16 protein-coding genes are annotated in these 15,500 nt (G+C 61.8%); 3 read left to right on the plus strand and 13 right to left on the minus strand.

The window, feature by feature from the left end; genetic code table 11:
* Positions 1 to 7 precede the first annotated feature (7 nt).
* The gene (locus VF285_RS13885) at positions 8 to 472 is read left to right on the plus strand and encodes a CBS domain-containing protein (RefSeq protein ID WP_346953226.1); all 465 of its coding nucleotides are present in this window, start codon (positions 8 to 10) and stop codon (positions 470 to 472) included.
* 28 nt (positions 473 to 500) lie between these two features.
* Here VF285_RS13885 and dusA read toward each other — a convergent pair whose 3' ends face one another.
* Positions 501 to 1,484 carry a tRNA dihydrouridine(20/20a) synthase DusA gene (gene dusA, locus VF285_RS13890; RefSeq protein WP_346953227.1) on the minus strand — a complete coding sequence of 328 codons (984 nt, stop codon included), beginning with the start codon at positions 1,482 to 1,484 and terminating at the stop codon, positions 501 to 503.
* 122 nt (positions 1,485 to 1,606) lie between these two features.
* Between dusA and VF285_RS13895 the strand changes: the two genes are divergently transcribed.
* Positions 1,607 to 2,578, plus strand: coding sequence for a homoserine kinase (locus tag VF285_RS13895; protein WP_346953228.1), 972 nt, complete (start codon positions 1,607 to 1,609; stop codon positions 2,576 to 2,578).
* Positions 2,579 to 2,584: 6 nt separating this feature from the next.
* The gene (locus VF285_RS13900) at positions 2,585 to 3,388 is read left to right on the plus strand and encodes a BPSS1780 family membrane protein (protein WP_346953229.1); all 804 of its coding nucleotides are present in this window, start codon (positions 2,585 to 2,587) and stop codon (positions 3,386 to 3,388) included.
* On the opposite strand, the gene VF285_RS13905 is transcribed toward VF285_RS13900, so the two are convergent.
* The 12 genes from VF285_RS13905 to VF285_RS13960 form a co-directional block, all read right to left on the minus strand.
* On the minus strand, positions 3,319 to 3,645 hold the full coding sequence (locus VF285_RS13905) for a DUF192 domain-containing protein (protein ID WP_346953230.1): 327 nt from the start codon (positions 3,643 to 3,645) through the stop codon (positions 3,319 to 3,321). The genes VF285_RS13900 and VF285_RS13905 overlap by 70 nt on opposite strands.
* Positions 3,642 to 4,508: a type II secretion system F family protein gene (locus tag VF285_RS13910; RefSeq protein WP_346953231.1), complete on the minus strand. Its 867-nt coding sequence runs from the start codon at positions 4,506 to 4,508 to the stop codon at positions 3,642 to 3,644. The genes VF285_RS13905 and VF285_RS13910 overlap by 4 nt, the downstream gene beginning before the upstream one ends.
* Before the next feature lie 8 nt (positions 4,509 to 4,516).
* Positions 4,517 to 5,365, minus strand: coding sequence for a type II secretion system F family protein (locus VF285_RS13915; RefSeq protein WP_346953232.1), 849 nt, complete (start codon positions 5,363 to 5,365; stop codon positions 4,517 to 4,519).
* 5 nt (positions 5,366 to 5,370) lie between these two features.
* Positions 5,371 to 7,137, minus strand: coding sequence for an ATPase, T2SS/T4P/T4SS family (locus tag VF285_RS13920; RefSeq protein ID WP_346953233.1), 1,767 nt, complete (start codon positions 7,135 to 7,137; stop codon positions 5,371 to 5,373).
* A complete protein-coding gene (locus tag VF285_RS13925) occupies positions 7,127 to 8,539 on the minus strand; it encodes a type II and III secretion system protein family protein (protein WP_346953234.1) in 1,413 nt (470 codons plus the stop codon). The genes VF285_RS13920 and VF285_RS13925 overlap by 11 nt, the downstream gene beginning before the upstream one ends.
* On the minus strand, positions 8,536 to 9,495 hold the full coding sequence (gene cpaB, locus VF285_RS13930) for a Flp pilus assembly protein CpaB (RefSeq protein ID WP_346953235.1): 960 nt from the start codon (positions 9,493 to 9,495) through the stop codon (positions 8,536 to 8,538). The genes VF285_RS13925 and cpaB overlap by 4 nt, the downstream gene beginning before the upstream one ends.
* Positions 9,496 to 10,147: 652 nt before the next feature.
* Positions 10,148 to 10,924 (minus strand): hypothetical protein, encoded by a 777-nt coding sequence (locus VF285_RS13935; RefSeq protein WP_346953236.1) that lies wholly within the window; start codon positions 10,922 to 10,924, stop codon positions 10,148 to 10,150.
* A 9-nt stretch (positions 10,925 to 10,933) separates the two neighbouring features.
* Entirely contained in the window at positions 10,934 to 12,238 is a 1,305-nt protein-coding gene (locus VF285_RS13940) for a hypothetical protein (RefSeq protein WP_346953237.1), read from the minus strand.
* A gap of 1 nt (position 12,239) precedes the next feature.
* The gene (locus tag VF285_RS13945; RefSeq protein ID WP_346953312.1) at positions 12,240 to 12,470 is read right to left on the minus strand and encodes a hypothetical protein; all 231 of its coding nucleotides are present in this window, start codon (positions 12,468 to 12,470) and stop codon (positions 12,240 to 12,242) included.
* Between the two features lie 245 nt (positions 12,471 to 12,715).
* The gene (locus VF285_RS13950; RefSeq protein WP_346953238.1) at positions 12,716 to 13,414 is read right to left on the minus strand and encodes a fumarylacetoacetate hydrolase family protein; all 699 of its coding nucleotides are present in this window, start codon (positions 13,412 to 13,414) and stop codon (positions 12,716 to 12,718) included.
* Positions 13,415 to 13,420: 6 nt separating this feature from the next.
* Positions 13,421 to 13,951, minus strand: a complete 531-nt coding sequence (ppa, locus tag VF285_RS13955) for an inorganic diphosphatase (RefSeq protein ID WP_346953239.1) — start codon at positions 13,949 to 13,951, stop codon at positions 13,421 to 13,423.
* 54 nt (positions 13,952 to 14,005) lie between these two features.
* Complete coding sequence (locus tag VF285_RS13960; protein ID WP_346953240.1) at positions 14,006 to 15,490, minus strand: heme biosynthesis HemY N-terminal domain-containing protein; 1,485 nt, start codon at positions 15,488 to 15,490, stop codon at positions 14,006 to 14,008.
* Positions 15,491 to 15,500 lie beyond the last annotated feature (10 nt).

A 15,500-nucleotide genomic window follows, 5' to 3' on the forward strand; every position in this document is an offset into this window, starting at 1 on the left:
ACTCACAATGCTGAAAGTCAACGAAATCCTGCGCGTCAAGGGCCACACTCTCTACACAGGAACCCCTGACATGCTGGTGCGCGATGCCATCACCTCCATGAGCCAACTTGACATAGGGTCGCTCGTCATCATGGAACACGGGCAATTGGTGGGGATGCTGACGTTTCGCGAGATCATCAACCATCTCAACGAGCACAACGGCGAGTCCGGCACCTTCACAGTGCGCAGCATCATGGATGACGCCCCCGTCAGCGTCACACCCAATACCGATGCCGACGAAGTCCAACGCCTCATGCTCGACAAGCACGCGCGCTATATCCCGGTCATGGACGGCCCCACGCTCATGGGCGTGATCTCGTTCTACGATATGGCCCGCGCCATCGTCGAAGCTCAGCAATTCGAAAACGACATGCTCAAGGCTTATATCCGCGACTGGCCTGCCGATACCTCAGAGCCGGCTCGCAAGAACTGACCGTTCCTGCCACGCAGGGGAAATTGACTCAGGTTGCCAGCGCACCCAGCCCCTGCTCCCAGGCGTGCCTGAGCACCTGAGGGCCTTGGGCTTTCAAGGCCTTGGGGTCTGACAGCAGGCGGCGCCATTGTCGCGCACCGGGCTGACCTGCGCGCCATCCCAGGATGCCCCTGAACAGGATATTCAACGGGACTCCATTCCCATGCTGCGCCTGAACGTAGCTGAAAAACGCTTCGAAGACTTCATCGGGGCTCTTGCGTGCACCATCAGGAGCGACCAGGGCCCCAAGCGCCGATAAAGTTTCAGGGTGGTGCCATGCAGCACGCCCCAGCATCACGCCATCGAGCGCCCGCATCCAGTGCTGGCAATCCTGCACGTCGGTCAGGCCGCCGTTCAGGATCACGCCAGCATCAGGAAAATCCTGCTTGAGCTTAAGCACGTCGTCGTAGCGCAACGGCGGAATCTGCCGATTGTCTTTGGGCGAAAGCCCCTTCAGGACCGCGTTTCGTGCGTGCGCGATGAACACGCGACAACCGGCTTCGTACAAGGTACCCACGAAATCCCGCACAAAGCCGTAAGAAGTGTCTGCATCGAGCCCGAGGCGATGCTTGACCGTGACCGGAATATCAACGACGTCTTGCATGGCCTTGATACAGTCAGCCACCAGACGCGGTTCAGCCATCAGGCAGGCTCCAAAGGCCCCTTTCTGCACTCTTTCAGACGGACAGCCGCAATTGAGATTGATCTCGTCGTAACCCCACTGTTCGCCAAGGCGTGCACAACGCGCCAGCGCTTCCGGCTCGCACCCGCCCAGTTGCAAGGCCACAGGATGCTCTGCTGGATCAAAGTCCAGGTGGCGCGGTGCATCGCCATGCAGCAGCGCACCAGTCGTGACCATCTCGGTATACAAACGCGCAGACGGCGCCAGAAGGCGATGAAAATAGCGGCAATGACGGTCCGTGACGTCGATCATGGGAGCCACGCACAGTCGCCAGGAAGAAAACACAGACATACAGAAGTTCCACGACAATTGGTCATTTTAACGAGGCCGGCTGGGGGGCGGAACTGCACGGGCGAGGGAGGCGAGTCGTTTCGTCTAAAATGCGGCCTTGACCCCACTGTCTTCTGTGTTCCATGGCTGTATTTACCTCTGTCTCGGATGACGACGCTCGTGCCCTGCTCCAGCGCTACGATCTGGGCGAACTCATCACCCTGCGCGGCATTACGGCAGGTATCGAGAACACCAATTACTTTCTGGACACCACACGTGGCCAATACGTGCTGACGCTGTTCGAGGTGCTGACAGCCGCACAGTTGCCGTTCTACATCGAGCTCATGCACCACCTCGCGACGCACGGAGTCCCCGTGCCAGAGCCCCAGACGTTGAAAGACGGCACGCGCCTGACCACCCTGTGTGGCAAGCCGACTGCCATCGTGACGCGGCTGTCGGGCGGCTACGAGCCAGAGCCGGGACCTGATCACTGCGCGCTGACCGGACGCACATTGGCGCAAGCGCATGTCGCTGCGCAAGACTTCGGGATCACCCAGGCCAATCTGCGCGGGCTCTCATGGTGGCGTGAAACCGCTCCAGCGTTGCAACCCTTCCTGAGTACCGACCAGAAAAAATTGCTCGCCTCCAGCCTGGACGAACAAGTGGCACTGGTAGAAAGCGGCGCGCTGGCGCACCTACCCATCGGACCGTCTCACTGCGACCTGTTTCGTGACAACGTGCTGTTCGACGGAACCTTCGAATCCCCCCACATGGGCGGCTTCATCGACTTTTACTTCGCGGGCTGGGATACCTGGCTATTCGACGTCGCGGTGAGCGTCAACGACTGGTGCATCCACCGGGCATCTGGTGCCTTCATCCACAAACGCCTGAACGCGTGGCTACAGGCCTACCACGCCGTGCGCCCGTTCACGGCCGCAGAGCGTGAGGTCTGGCCGGCGATGCTCCGTGCCGCCTCCCTGCGGTTCTGGATTTCCAGGCTCTACGACTTCTACTTGCCGCGTCCGGCGCAAACGCTCAAGCCTCACGACCCACGCCACTTCGAGCGTATCCTCAGGCTGCGCAGCAGCCAGAGTGCGCCCCCTCTGCCCGGCTGAATCTCCATGCAAGCTGCCATTCTTCCTTTGAACGCGGGCTGGGCCTGGATCGGCCAAGGCTACGACCTGTTTCGCCGTCAGCCCATGGCCATGCTGTTCTGGAGCGTCGCCACGAGTTTCCTGATCAACGTGGGGGCTCTGATTCCTATCCTGGGGCAGGTGGCTCTGGTCATCCTGACACCGCTGCTCACCTTTCTGACCCTGTGTGCCTGCCGTAACCTGGACCACAACGTACGCATGGTCCCTGGCCTCTGGTTTGCACCGCTACGACAAACAGGAACCGCAGGTCCCCTGCTCAGACTGGGATTGGCTTATTTGAGTGCCACCTTTGGGGCTGCTGCGGTGGCCACACTGATCTTCTGGTCGCACCTGGTGACCACCTTGCAGGCACAAGGCGACAAGCCGGACTATGCAGCACTATCCCAAGCCATGACGGGCCCGCTCATCGTATTTGGCCTGTTCTACGTCGTGATATCAGCCCTGTTCTGGCACACACCGGCGCTGGTCGGATGGCACAAACTACCGCTTCGCCGCGCCCTGTTCTATTCGATGGTGGCGTGCTGGCGCAACAAGTTTCCCATCGTGATCTACGTCGCCAGCTGGGCTGCTGCGTACTATGCACTTCATTGGGTCATCGACCAGCTCGCCAGCGCGGGACTGGCCGTAACCGTACTGACCTGGTGCGCGCTTGCTGCTGACATCGTCATCACCGCTCTTCTGTATTGCAGCTTCTACCCCGTTTATACGTCGATTTTCCAGTCTCCCCAGGCAGCCGACACGCGCTCGGACCAGCCAGGAACAGAACAGTAGCCCGCCGGCAGCTCCAGGACGCCCCAAGCGCCGAAGTGTGCCACCCAACGATTGGGTGGCAATGCACGTGCCACACGCAGCACTTCGCCTGCGGCCGTGACGAAAAGAACGTCGAGCGGGTGTGCAAGTCCCACGGTGTGGACCGCCCAGCAGCGCGGCAGCAACAAGCCCCAGTCCGGGGCATCCCGATCAGGCAGGGCGCGCACGCCAAGCAGGCGCTGCCAAAAAGTGACGGCACAGCAGATCTGCAAACTCATAAGCCAGACTGAAGAAATTTCACCACCACCGGAAAGCCGATCACCAGAAACGTACAAGGGAAAATACACAGCACCATCGGGAACAGCATACGTACCGGCGCCTCCAGCGCAAGCTTCTCGGCCCGCAAGAATCGTTCACTGCGCTGCTGGGCGGCCTGCCCTCTCAGCAGGGGCCCCAGGCTCATCCCCAGGCGGTCTGCCTGTGCCAGCGCAAGCACCAAGCTGCGAACGCCTGACACACCCGTGTTCTGTGCCCATTGATCCAGCCATTGAGAACGCCCCATGCCAGTGCGCTCCAACGCAGCCGCCTCCACCAGACTGCGTCGTAGCGGTCCCTCGGGGGCGTTGCGCGCAACTTGAACCAGTGCAGAGGGAAGGCTCAGGCCTGCTTCTACGCACAGGGTCAGCAGGTCCAGCATGAACGGCAACTCGCGAGCCATAACCTGACGCCGCTGCACTGCCCGGCGGCGCAACCACAGCGAAGGCCAGCAAAAACCCGCGAGGCCTCCCGAACACATCGGCAGCACGATCCAGATCAGGTCCGGCTCGACGATGCCCCCAAATGCGCCAGCGCCCACGGCGCCCAATGCAGCCAGCAGACACCTCGCGGACAACCAGTGCGCCGCTTGCCACTGCGTCGACAATCCGGCACGCAGTTTCCAATGCTCGAATTCACGGAGCATCCCCCACGTCACAAAGGATGAACACCAAGGCTCAAGTGCCTGTACCCAGGCCCACCAGAGAGGCCGATCTCCCTCGGACGATGCGGCAGCCAAGCCTGGTGCCGCCAACCAGGGCGCTCCCAGTATCCAAAAGCCCAAGGCTGCCCCAATGGCAGCAGATCCCACGCTGAACCAGACCATGTTTCTCCTCAGACTTCCACATCCACGATGCGGCGAATCCAGAAAATCCCGATCAACTCGAGCATCAGAATGAGGCACAAGACCAACCAGCCAAATCCCGTCGTCCACAATCTGGCCATGGCCTCAGGCTCCAATTGCACCAGGACTCCCAACAGCAAAACAGGCAAGCCAGCCATGATGCGGCTCTGCATCCGTCCCTGAGCGGTGAGCGCCCGCACGCGTCCCAGCCAATGTTCACGCATGCGCAGCGTCTGAGCGAGGCTCTCGAGCGTGTCAGCCAGACTACCCCCCGTCTGCGCCGCGACCCCCAGTGCAGAGACGACCAACCCGCAAGATTCGGTCGGCATGCGCCCACGCAATTTGTGCAAGGCCTCGTGAAATCCAAGGCCCAGCCGCTGCTCGCGCAGCAGCAGTGAAAACTCTTGCGACAGCGGCGGCAACGACTGCCCCACAATGTGCTGCAGGGCGGGCTGCATGCCGGCCCCCGCGCGAAGCGCACCAGCGAGTGCCTGGACCAGGTCGGGTAACTGCGCGTCAAAACGTCGCCTGCGTAGTTCTCGCATCCGCCGCAAGAGAAATCCCGGCGCCGCCAGGAAAGCGCCCAGCATCGGCAGCGCAATCCATCCGCTCCCAGCCAACCAGACGGCGAGCGTCGTGCCAACTGCCCCCACTCCCCAGAGCACGGGCCACACCCGCGCCGTATCGAGAAACAGAAACGAGGCATCGAGCGTATGGCGGGCGTCATCCTGCACTCGCGCGTCGAACATCCTCCAGGCACGCCAAGTACGCACCATCGCCAAGCCGGACACCAGGGTGACCGCCACGCCGAACAGGCCAAGAGACAGATAGAGCCACATCGCCACTAACCGAGCGGAAGGGTGGCACGACCGTCGATGACCGTACGCTGCATGAACCAGGACACATCCGGCATTGCCGCCTCCTTGAATCGCCCCGGGAGAAGACCACACCCCACAAAGACAGCGGGCGGCCCACACTCGGCCAGGAACAATTCCTGCAACTGGATGCGCCCCGATTCCATCCCCGTGACCTCGACGATCGCACTGATGAGGCGGCGCCCATCCGCCGCGCGCACCAGCTGGACAATCACATCCACGCTGGAAGCAATATGTTCTCGTACTGCCCCAAGAGGAAGATCCAGGCCAGCCATCAGAATCATGGTCTCAAGCCGGCTCAACGCATCTCGCGGGCTGTTGGCGTGCAACGTCGTGAGTGAACCTTCGTGCCCCGTGTTCATCGCAGCAAGCATGTCAAAGGCCTCGCCCCCACGACACTCGCCCACCACAATGCGGTCCGGGCGCATCCGCAAGGCATTGCGCACCAGATCACGAATATCGATGCGGCCACGGCCCTCAAGATTGGCAGGGCGCGCTTCGAGGCTGACGAGATGTACGTGATTCAATCGCAGCTCGGCGGCATCCTCGATGGTGATGATGCGTTCGCCCGGCGGGATGGCGTTGGAAAGAACATTCAACAGACTGGTCTTGCCAGACCCGGTCCCTCCTGAAACGATCAAATTCTTGCGATAGATCACGCAATGCGTCAGAAACCTTGCCATCGCTTCGTCCAACGCACCGACCTCCAGCAGGTCCGACAGCTCCAGCCTTCGAACCGGAAACTTGCGGATGGTGAGGCTGGCACCGCGCAGCGCCACCGGCGCAATCACCGCATTGACACGAGATCCATCCGGCAGACGTGCATCCACCATGGGCGCACTGTCGTCGATGCGGCGCCCCAACGGCGAGACAATGCGCTCGATCACACCCAGCACGGCCTGCTCGCTGCTAAAGCTCGCAGGTACCCTCGCCAATTGCCCCGCCTTTTCGACAAAAATCTCGTCATGCCGATTCACCATGATCTCTGTGACGGCGGGGTCAGCCAGCATCGACTCCAGAGGACCCAGTCCCACCGCCTCGTCCACCAACCCCGCTACCAGGGACACACGATCCAGATCTGAAGGCAGCTCTTGATCGGCTTCGATAAGGCCCGACAAAACCACGGTGGCCTCTGCTCGCAGAGCAGCATCACTCATTTGTGCGATGTCCCGCCGACGCAACTGCAGCGCTGCAATCAACGCCTCGTGCAGGCGCCGACGATGGACAGAACCCCATGAGCGCGACAGATGCAAGGCAGGTCCTTCATGCAATGCTCCCCCTGACAACAAAGGCGCGACATCTGCCTCTTCGGGCACATGGCTCTCCGCCATGCCCTCCGAGCTCCCAGGCGTCATGCCCCGCCCATGCACGCTGGACCTTGCGGCGCGGATCTCAGAACCAGGCACCTCGGTCAACGTCACCTGCAACAGGCAAGGCCCCACAATCAATTCGTCATGGGGAAGCAAAGGGCCATACGAAGCCACACGCTGGCCGTTGACACTGGTCCCGGTGAGCGCACCCAAGTCTTCGACCCAGACCTCCCCTTGGCGCCAGACAAGGCGTGCATGCCGACGCGCAACGCGCCAGGCTTTCAAGACCAGATCACAGCCTGGATCTCGACCAATGAGGAGCGGGAGCGCACGGCTTTGCTGCACACGGTGACCATCCTCGAAACACAGGACAAGGTGAACTGAAGGGCACGTGGTGTCCAAGACCGATTCGGATTCAAGGTTCATGGGGGCTCTCCTGGGGGTGATCGCGCCACTGGGAGCCGGCTCCCCCAGCACGCGGATTCCACCGTGACTCTGGTGCGGCTCCTTGAAGGCCTGTCCCTGTACGCAAAGGTGTCAGAATCTGCGGTGGGTCTGGAAACGTCTTCTGCAACACAGCCTGCGCTCGATGTGCGCGCGATTGCATGTCCGCATGCTCAGCATTGACCAGCACTGGCGTCACCAGCACCACCAGTTCCGTCTCGTTGCGCTGGAAGCGGCGGGATCGGAAGAGCTCTCCCAATATCGGGAGGTCTCCCAGGCCAGGAACCTTGTCCATGTTCTGAGCTGCATCCCGGGACAGAAACCCCGCCAACGCCAAAGTCTGCCCCGAGCGCACATTGAACTCGGTCGCCGTGCGGCGGGTCTTGAGCGAAGGACCACTGGGCACGGAGAGCGCTGGATCGATGGAGCTCACCTCGATCTCAACGTGCGAGCGTACGGCGCCGCTGCGCTCGACGAAGGGTGTGATCTTGAGCGAGACGCCATAAGGCTTGAACGAGGTCTGCGGATTTCCGTTCTTGTCCGCGGTGCTGTAAGGCACTTCACCACCGGCCAGGAACTCGGCCGTGGCGCCGCTACGGGCAAGCAACTGGGGTTGTGCCAGAACGACGGCATGCCCCTCCTGCGCCAGTAAATTGATTTGCGCCGACAGCAGCGCATTCACTCCGAAATACCCAGCGACCCCTGCGGCGGGGAAGAGCAATGGCACCACAGACTCTCCTGGACGATCTGCAAAACGGCGCGACCCGCCATCCCATCCCACGCCCGCATTGATCCCACCGGTGGAGTTCGGCGACCAGCGCACGCCAAGCTCACGCAGCAGCGTTCGTGGCAGTTCCACGACCTGAACGTCCAGCAGGACCATCTGATCCCAACCAACCGCGCCGGTGAAGTCCAGCAATTGAGGGTAACGGCGCCCAAGCTCGGCCACGCGCTGCCGATCCGCATCTGTCAGGTCGTCGCCCTCGACCAACAGCTTGTCTCCCAACGTCGTGACGCGCGTACCGGGAATACGTTCCAGCACCGCACGCAACTCATCCTGCAACTGCCGCGTGCCTTCAGGTGAAACCTCGACCCTGTACCGCTGGCGTTGTCCGTCCGCAGTCCAGGCGTGCAGTGTGCTGGAACCCGCCTTACGCGCAAACACGATGACTTCTTTATCGTCCGTGCTCACGGCATTCAGCACCTTGCCGTCCCCAACGGCGACCCGTGCCACGCCCGGAATTCCCAGAACCCGAACATCCCCGACCTGAAGGCTCAAGAACGTCTCGTGCGCAGCCTGTACCGCGGCAACCGGTCCGGATACTCCACCCAGCCACACGCTGAAAATCAGAGTGCCCAGTCCACGTGTCATCGGCCGGATCATGGATTCTCCTCAGATGCGGAGTTTATTTCCCTGCGCAATCCGTCGTTCTCGTTCGACTCCACGGATGGTTCGTATGCGCCGGCCCATCCCGCCCGCACGGCGTCGGGAGGCAATTCGAACCAGCCATGCGGTAGCGCGCCCACGCCGGAAGGACTGACCAAGCCGGATCGAGATCCGGACGCGCCATACAAAATGACGGGTCTGCGATTTTTGGGTATTGGCGCTGGCACGAGTCCCAAAAGCGTCGCCAGGTCACCACGCACCGCCCGCAAATCGGCCCGAGAGTCCTCCGGGTGGCGCAAGATGGCAGTCAAGGTTCCTGCCTGGCGGGCCGCCACCAACCGGACCACTTCGTCAGGCGCAGCATCCAGAGTGACGGTCGAGTAGCTCTGGCTATCGGGATCGCCCGCGCGGGTCTCACGGCCCGTTGCGAGAACCAGCATTCCCTGTAATAGCGGGGCCGTCAGCCGCTTGCGCTGATGATCGAAGGACACGTACAGATCCACCAGATCCCCAGGCTGCAACAACCCGGATAAAGAATTGACCTGATCCACTGGCAATGTGATCGCACGACGGCCAGGTGCGAGTTGGGAAGAAAAGGCGACTTGCGGGCGATGGGTATGGGCCGGCGTGACCAGATCGCCTGCTCGCAATGCAGAGGTGAGCACCAGCCCCTCCAGCTCCAGGTGGCGGCTGGCTGGCAAGGCATCCCGGCTTACCCACTGCGAGGGAAAATCCCGTACCGCGAGATGGTCGGCCATCAGGCGAGTCCCGGAGGGCAGGTCACGTGCTGCGACGATGCGCGGAACCATTGTCATGTGTGTTCGTGCCTCCAGTTCACGCTCGCGCTCCTTCAAATGCAACGCCAAAGAAGCCGCCGCCAAACAACCGGCGAGCAAGGCGACACTCGCCAGGACAGCGGCCCTCGGTATTTGCAGCCGGCGAAGAGGCGTCATGAAACCTCCTTCTCATGCCAGAAGGTCAGAAGCACACCATCCCCCCTGCTTTCATGAAAAACAGACAACTGAGCCCCGTCCGGATGCCGCCAATTGGACGGCAGAAGTGCTTCAGGTGGCCGCCCTGCCGCTCGCCAGGCCGAGGATCGCAACCGCCTTCCCACGTGAGCCAGGATCTCTTCCGTACGCCCTGTGACCTGCCAGTGTGACAAGCTGGGGCCCTTTTGCTCTGGAAACCCCACCCGAACAACCTGTTGCGCTCCCGAGGGAACGAAATGAGAGGCGTCGAATGCTCCTCGAGGCAACCCATGGAGCTCGAGGCTGGAGACTTCACCCACCGTCGCCTCGTCACGGCGCCGCAACCTTGCCAACCAATGTACGGGGCCCGACATACCTGACAGCCGGATCTCGGACCCGCTGACTTGCACGCGAGAAAAGGTGGGAATCAAAAGTTGAGTCAACTCCCGAGCAGCCGGTACTATCCTGAGAGGCGTCGTGAAGTGCTGCACCCGCATCCGGGTCCCCGAAAGATCAAAGACCTGCGGAACGGACCACACCCACGCTGGATCGGATATCCGATCTCGAAAATCCCAAGGTTCGGCGAAGGCAATCCTGCTCAGCAGCCATAGAAAGAGGAATACCGATGCCTGGTTCATGGTTGCCTCCACGGCTTGAGATACCAAGCAGGAACCTCATCGGCCCAGCGGCTCGTCCAGTCCCACTCCGGCTGCGATCGGCCCCATGCCGAGTCCACTTGATGCATCTGCCGCTGAACCGTCTGACCCTGTTTGCGCGATCCAGCCGCAAGTTTGTCCCACGCCTGAGGGCTCGCCGAAAGCCTGTCCTGAGCCTGAATGTCCGAGGCCGCAGCACCCGAACCCTGCAATATGGCGGTATGCCGATGCAGACTCAGGCCAAGCCGGTCGAAATCACGCAGCGTCCTGGCAGACACGTCGGCTGCTTGCGTCCGAAGTGAAACGTCCGCTCGCCAGACACCCTCCTCGCCCAACTGCAATTCGTGACGCCATCGGTTCGCGCCCACGACAGGATCACCGACTTGAACCGATGGCACAGCCTCTGTATTCCAGAGACGGACGGCGTGCTTTGCGCCGGGCTGGTCGTTTTCAACAAGCAGCGCGTGGCCCTGGCGATCACGCCAGGCATGCCCCGGGGTCTCCAGGTAACCGTCCACTCCAGACGCCAATCGGGCCGGGCCCAGCCCCTGATGAGATTGCGCAAACGCAATGCGGCGACTTGCGTGCTGTGCCTGCAAAGCCACGTCTTGAAGCCGCCCAAGCCAGGCGATGGCGAGGGACAGGCTCCCAAGAACCGCCAGTGCCAACAGCGCCTCCACGACAGATTGACCGCGCTGCAACTGGCTCCCGCGCACTTGAACCAAGAACGCTTCAGCCATGATCCACGGATGCATGACATCTCCTCACGAGGGCCCGGGCAGGCCAGGTGCGAGCCGAGCCAGCCAATAGGGTCGAAAGAGGTTGGCCACCTCCAACCGACCATCCCTGCGACGCGACGGCCGTGAAAAATAGCTCTCTGCGGCGCTACGCGCATGCAGCATGCGCCCATCCGCGCCGGGGATACTCAAACGGACCTCGAACCGTGAGGCGGCGGTGACCTCTTCATCACCGGCAGTCGACGAGAGCTCTTCGTACGCGGCCAGCCCTCGTGACGGCCACACCGGGCGGCTTTGCACGGCATATGAATTTGCCAGGGGATTCGCGTCACCCCCGACCAGATCCCATTGAGTTGCCTCTTCAACCCAGCGCCAGAAGTCCTGCTCGGAAAAATTCTTGGGTGCTTCTTCGGCGTAATCCCCCAAGCCTTGCCCGCCTTCGGAGGCCGGCATCCAGGCCCACCCCATGGGATATTCGCGGTAATAGCACCCAATCCAGCGGTTGGAGCGTACCGCATGAAAAGACTGGGTATCTCCGGACTGCCAGCGCCCGCTGGGGTTCAAATCCGTCGCTCCGCGCCGCCGTAGTTCGTGACGCAACGTCGGACAGCGGGCATCGACCGGCCAGCTGTTGCGGACGGTCTGGTTACGCGGCGCCAGAAACGAATAGCGTGCCGCTAAAGTGCGGACGAAACGAAGATATCCTGCATCTGGTGGCCTCGAACGCACCCTGCCAGGCCACGCATCGGCCGATACCTGCGGCACGAGGCTGTCCCCTGCAAGCTCCGGGTAATGCACCTGCAAGACCGTCTGCATGGCCGCAAGCCGGGCCCTCGGCAACCCCCGCACCAGCATCGTTGCCACATCCCGCAAATGCCCGTGGACAAACGCATCGTGCTGCGCCCAGGCATGCCCCAAGCCCCCGGCCGGTTGTGCCTGAGCCTGAAGGCCGACCGCGTTGGCAGCAGACAGATAGGCACGGCCATGATCAGCACCAAACAACAAACCGATCAAATGCGCCGGTGGATTCCCCTGAAGAAGTCGATCTGCTTCGACACCGCCAAAGTGGGCCCAGCTTCCAAGGGTCATCAGATGCCCCATCGCCAGCTGATGAGCCAATTGGGCGCGATTGACGTACGAAAGAAGATTGAGTGTGCGCGCTTGCACCAGAGCGCCGCTGTAGGCAGCCGCATCCAGGCCATGCACCAGGCGCGCCTTGCCTGCGGTTACCTGCCCTGTGGCGAAATAGCGCAACCAGGCGAGACTCAGTACGGTAGCGAGCAACATCCCCAGGACCAGGATCTGACCCTTCTGGCGTTCCAGATTTGACATGTCACTGCCCCGCAGAGGCATTGCCAGTAAACGACTTCAGGGATTTTGCCGCGGCCTGGGCTGCTGCCGATTCTGCTGCAGTCTGGGCGACCCGTGATTGCTCAGAGCCGTCCTCGCCGGCAATCTCGCGCGCCATGGCGGCGGTCTGTGACCGGATGACCTGGCCAAAGAGTTGATAGACCGCGATGGCAGCAACCGCCACCAGCGCCACCACGATCACATATTCGACCATGGCCTGCCCCCGCTGCCGGGATTCCGCAGCGCGGCGCCCGGCGACCTTCGCGGGAAACCGGCCCACGGCATGCGTACGAACAAGGCCTGAACTGGGCGATCGAAGAGAAACAGACGACATGGCGGCAGCTCCGAAATCCAACGAGGGATTTCAGTGTGCCGCAGGCTCGTCACGGCCACCATTCGCACTTGCCGAGGTGGCGTAAAACATCCCGAGCAGCCTTGACTGCCCGGGGTCTGGAGACACTAGCCGATCCGAACCTTGAGCGTACCCAGGCCTTGCACCTTGGCTTCGAGATGGTCGCCGCGCACGACCGGCCCCACACCTGCCGGAGTCCCCGTAAAGAGCAAATCGCCGGGTTGCAGCGTAAAGAACGTGGACAGGTCTGCAATGGCTTCGGAAACGGACCAGATCATGTCCGACAGATTCCCGGCCTGACGCGGTTGACCGTTGACGAGCAACTCAATGGTGCCTGACGTCATCGGCCCCGTTTGTTGCACGGGGTGCAGCGGCCCTATTGGCGCGCTGTGATCGAACGCCTTGCCGGTTTCCCAGGGACGCCCCGCCTTCTTGGCTTCAGACTGCAAATCGCGGCGAGTCATGTCCAGGCCGATCGCGAAACCCCAGATGCAGGCGGCCGCCTGTTCAGCACTGAGATCATGGCCACCCGAGCCCAAAGCCACGACCAACTCGACTTCGTGATGCAGGTTTTGCGTGACCGGCGGATAGGCCATCAGCCCCTCAGTACCGTCCGCAACGTTCAGAACGGCATCAGCGGGCTTGGCGAAGAAAAACGGGCGCTCACGGCCTGTAGCACCCATCTCGCGCGCATGATCTGCGTAGTTTCGACCCACGCAATACACGCGGCGCACGGGAAATCGTGCGCTCGTGCCTTGCACGACCAGCGAGGGCGCTACTGGGCGGGGAATGACGGTTTCATCCATGATGAGTTATCTCTTGGTGTAACGAGCAACGGAATCCATGATTTCTTTCTTGGCGGCATCCAGGCCAGCCCAACCTTGAACCTTCACCCACTTGCCTTTTTCGAGATCTTTGTAATGCTCGAAGAAGTGCTGGATACGGGCCAGGTCTTCGGGCGGCAGATCGTCGGTGGACTGCAGGGTGCGGTACGGAGGATAGAGCTTGTCGACGGGACGGGCGAGCAACTTGGCGTCCTTGCCTGCTTCGTCTTCCATGTTCATGACACCCAGGGCACGACAACGAATCACACTGCCCACCACGACCGGAAACGGCGCAAGCACCAGCACGTCAACAGGATCACCGTCTTCAGACAGAGTCTCGGGGATGTAGCCGTAATTGCATGGGTAGTGCATGGCGGTCATCATGAAGCGATCCACGAACACGGCACCACTGGCCTTGTCCACCTCGTATTTGACGGGATCGGCATTCATGGGGATCTCGATGACAACATTGAATTCTTCCGGGAGTTTGGTGCCTGCCGGAACGCGATCTAGGCTCATGAAATTCCTTGAAAATATTGAGAAAGCAAATGAAATCAACGTGACCCGGCTGCGCTAGCGCGGCGCATCGCCGCGTGCGTTCGAAGCTGAGGTCTGTGACATATCAACGCCCGGGATGGGCGCCGTATCAAAATATTCTTCGTCGGGTGACGGCTCGACCTTGGCAGCTTCTGCCGACGCTTCAGAAGGCGCCTGCACAACCGACACGGGTTCGTCGAGCTCGTCATCAAGATAGGCGCCACTCGCCGCTTCAGGGGCAGCCGCCACCCGGGTGGGTGTGGCAGCTTCGGTGACGAACGCCGGGTCGGCGCGGGTATCCGCCGCAGGCAACAGGCGCGAGACCTCGGGCATGTCCACATCCGCTGCAGCACAGGCGCGCCGCCAATGCTCCAATGCCTGCTCCGGACGACCCAGGGCGTCGTCAAGATGCCCCAACAGGGCATGGATATGCATGTCGTCGCGCAGGGTCAGACTGCGATTGAGGTAATGCTCGCCCTGCCCCCATAACTGGCCAGCCAGGCACAACTGCCCCAGTGCAGCCAGCAGGCCTGGGTGATCCGGATGCGTCTTCAGCCAGAGTTCTGCGTGCGCCAGCCGATCAGCCGCCTGCTCGGTATCACAACGCGAATATGCTCGCAGCAAGCGCTCGTCGAGTTCATTGCCGATAGCGACCTCGAGGATGCGAGCAGCCTCTTGAGAATGCCCCAGACGCTGCTGCGCAGCCGAACCTGCCAATGCAACGCGAGAATCCACGCGCTCTTGCGGGGTGAGATCGCTCCAGATCGCCTTCCAGCCTGCATCAGACACCGTGGCCAAACGCTGTGCGGCAGCTTCACAGATGAATTGGTGCGCCTGTGTACGGTCGATCGCGCTGCGTCGCAACAGCAGGCGCGTGAGCGCATACACCTGATCGACATGGCTCAGTTGCCGATGCGCGCGCAGCAGCAGCCGCGTGCCATGCAAAAAGCGTGAGGACGCATCCTGCCAAGGCTCCAGCAAAGCCAGCGCCTCTTGCGCACGGCCTTGATCCAGGAACATTTCGGCTGTGACGGTATCCACCGCCTGACGCAACCGGGAATCCTTCCCTGCACCGTCCTGCGCCTGATGAAGAACCTGGTCGCGCCTCGAGTATTCGCCCAGCAGATGCAGCGCCCGTGCCGCGCTCAAGCCTGCCAGCACCTTGCGATCCGCCGACCGCGTGTGCGCCAACAACGTGGACAGGTCTTTTTCGGCCTGAACGTAGCGACCCTCCAGGACATTGATCCAGCCGCTTTCGAGCAGCTCGGTGTCTCGCCGCTGGGCACGGCGTCCGCGCCACGCCCGCAAACGCGTGGGACTGCTGCTCAACCAATACAGGCTGCGGACCACGCCGTAAAACACCACAAAGCACACGCAAGTCAACACCACGGCCAACGCCAGCGAAAGCTCGATGCGCCAAGGTTGCGCAATGATCAGCACGTTTCCGCTATGGTCGTGCAGGACCAGTGCCAGGCCGACCGCGGCCGCCAGAAGTACGAGAGTCCAGATCCAGCCTCGCATCTCCGCCTCC

Source organism: Castellaniella sp. (assembly GCF_036379515.1).
In the GTDB taxonomy this organism is placed as follows: Bacteria; Pseudomonadota; Gammaproteobacteria; order Burkholderiales; family Burkholderiaceae_B; genus Castellaniella.

Coding starts and splice junctions, on each gene's coding strand:
- VF285_RS13885 (WP_346953226.1), top strand. CDS start 8: ATGCTGAAAGTCAACGAAATCCTGCGCGTCAAGGGCCACACTCTCTAC.
- dusA (WP_346953227.1), bottom strand. CDS start 1,484: ATGTCTGTGTTTTCTTCCTGGCGACTGTGCGTGGCTCCCATGATCGAC.
- VF285_RS13895 (WP_346953228.1), top strand. CDS start 1,607: ATGGCTGTATTTACCTCTGTCTCGGATGACGACGCTCGTGCCCTGCTC.
- VF285_RS13900 (WP_346953229.1), top strand. CDS start 2,585: ATGCAAGCTGCCATTCTTCCTTTGAACGCGGGCTGGGCCTGGATCGGC.
- VF285_RS13905 (WP_346953230.1), bottom strand. CDS start 3,645: ATGAGTTTGCAGATCTGCTGTGCCGTCACTTTTTGGCAGCGCCTGCTT.
- VF285_RS13910 (WP_346953231.1), bottom strand. CDS start 4,508: ATGGTCTGGTTCAGCGTGGGATCTGCTGCCATTGGGGCAGCCTTGGGC.
- VF285_RS13915 (WP_346953232.1), bottom strand. CDS start 5,365: ATGTGGCTCTATCTGTCTCTTGGCCTGTTCGGCGTGGCGGTCACCCTG.
- VF285_RS13920 (WP_346953233.1), bottom strand. CDS start 7,137: ATGAACCTTGAATCCGAATCGGTCTTGGACACCACGTGCCCTTCAGTT.
- VF285_RS13925 (WP_346953234.1), bottom strand. CDS start 8,539: ATGATCCGGCCGATGACACGTGGACTGGGCACTCTGATTTTCAGCGTG.
- cpaB (WP_346953235.1), bottom strand. CDS start 9,495: ATGACGCCTCTTCGCCGGCTGCAAATACCGAGGGCCGCTGTCCTGGCG.
- VF285_RS13935 (WP_346953236.1), bottom strand. CDS start 10,924: ATGCATCCGTGGATCATGGCTGAAGCGTTCTTGGTTCAAGTGCGCGGG.
- VF285_RS13940 (WP_346953237.1), bottom strand. CDS start 12,238: ATGTCAAATCTGGAACGCCAGAAGGGTCAGATCCTGGTCCTGGGGATG.
- VF285_RS13945 (WP_346953312.1), bottom strand. CDS start 12,470: ATGGTCGAATATGTGATCGTGGTGGCGCTGGTGGCGGTTGCTGCCATC.
- VF285_RS13950 (WP_346953238.1), bottom strand. CDS start 13,414: ATGGATGAAACCGTCATTCCCCGCCCAGTAGCGCCCTCGCTGGTCGTG.
- ppa (WP_346953239.1), bottom strand. CDS start 13,951: ATGAGCCTAGATCGCGTTCCGGCAGGCACCAAACTCCCGGAAGAATTC.
- VF285_RS13960 (WP_346953240.1), bottom strand. CDS start 15,490: ATGCGAGGCTGGATCTGGACTCTCGTACTTCTGGCGGCCGCGGTCGGC.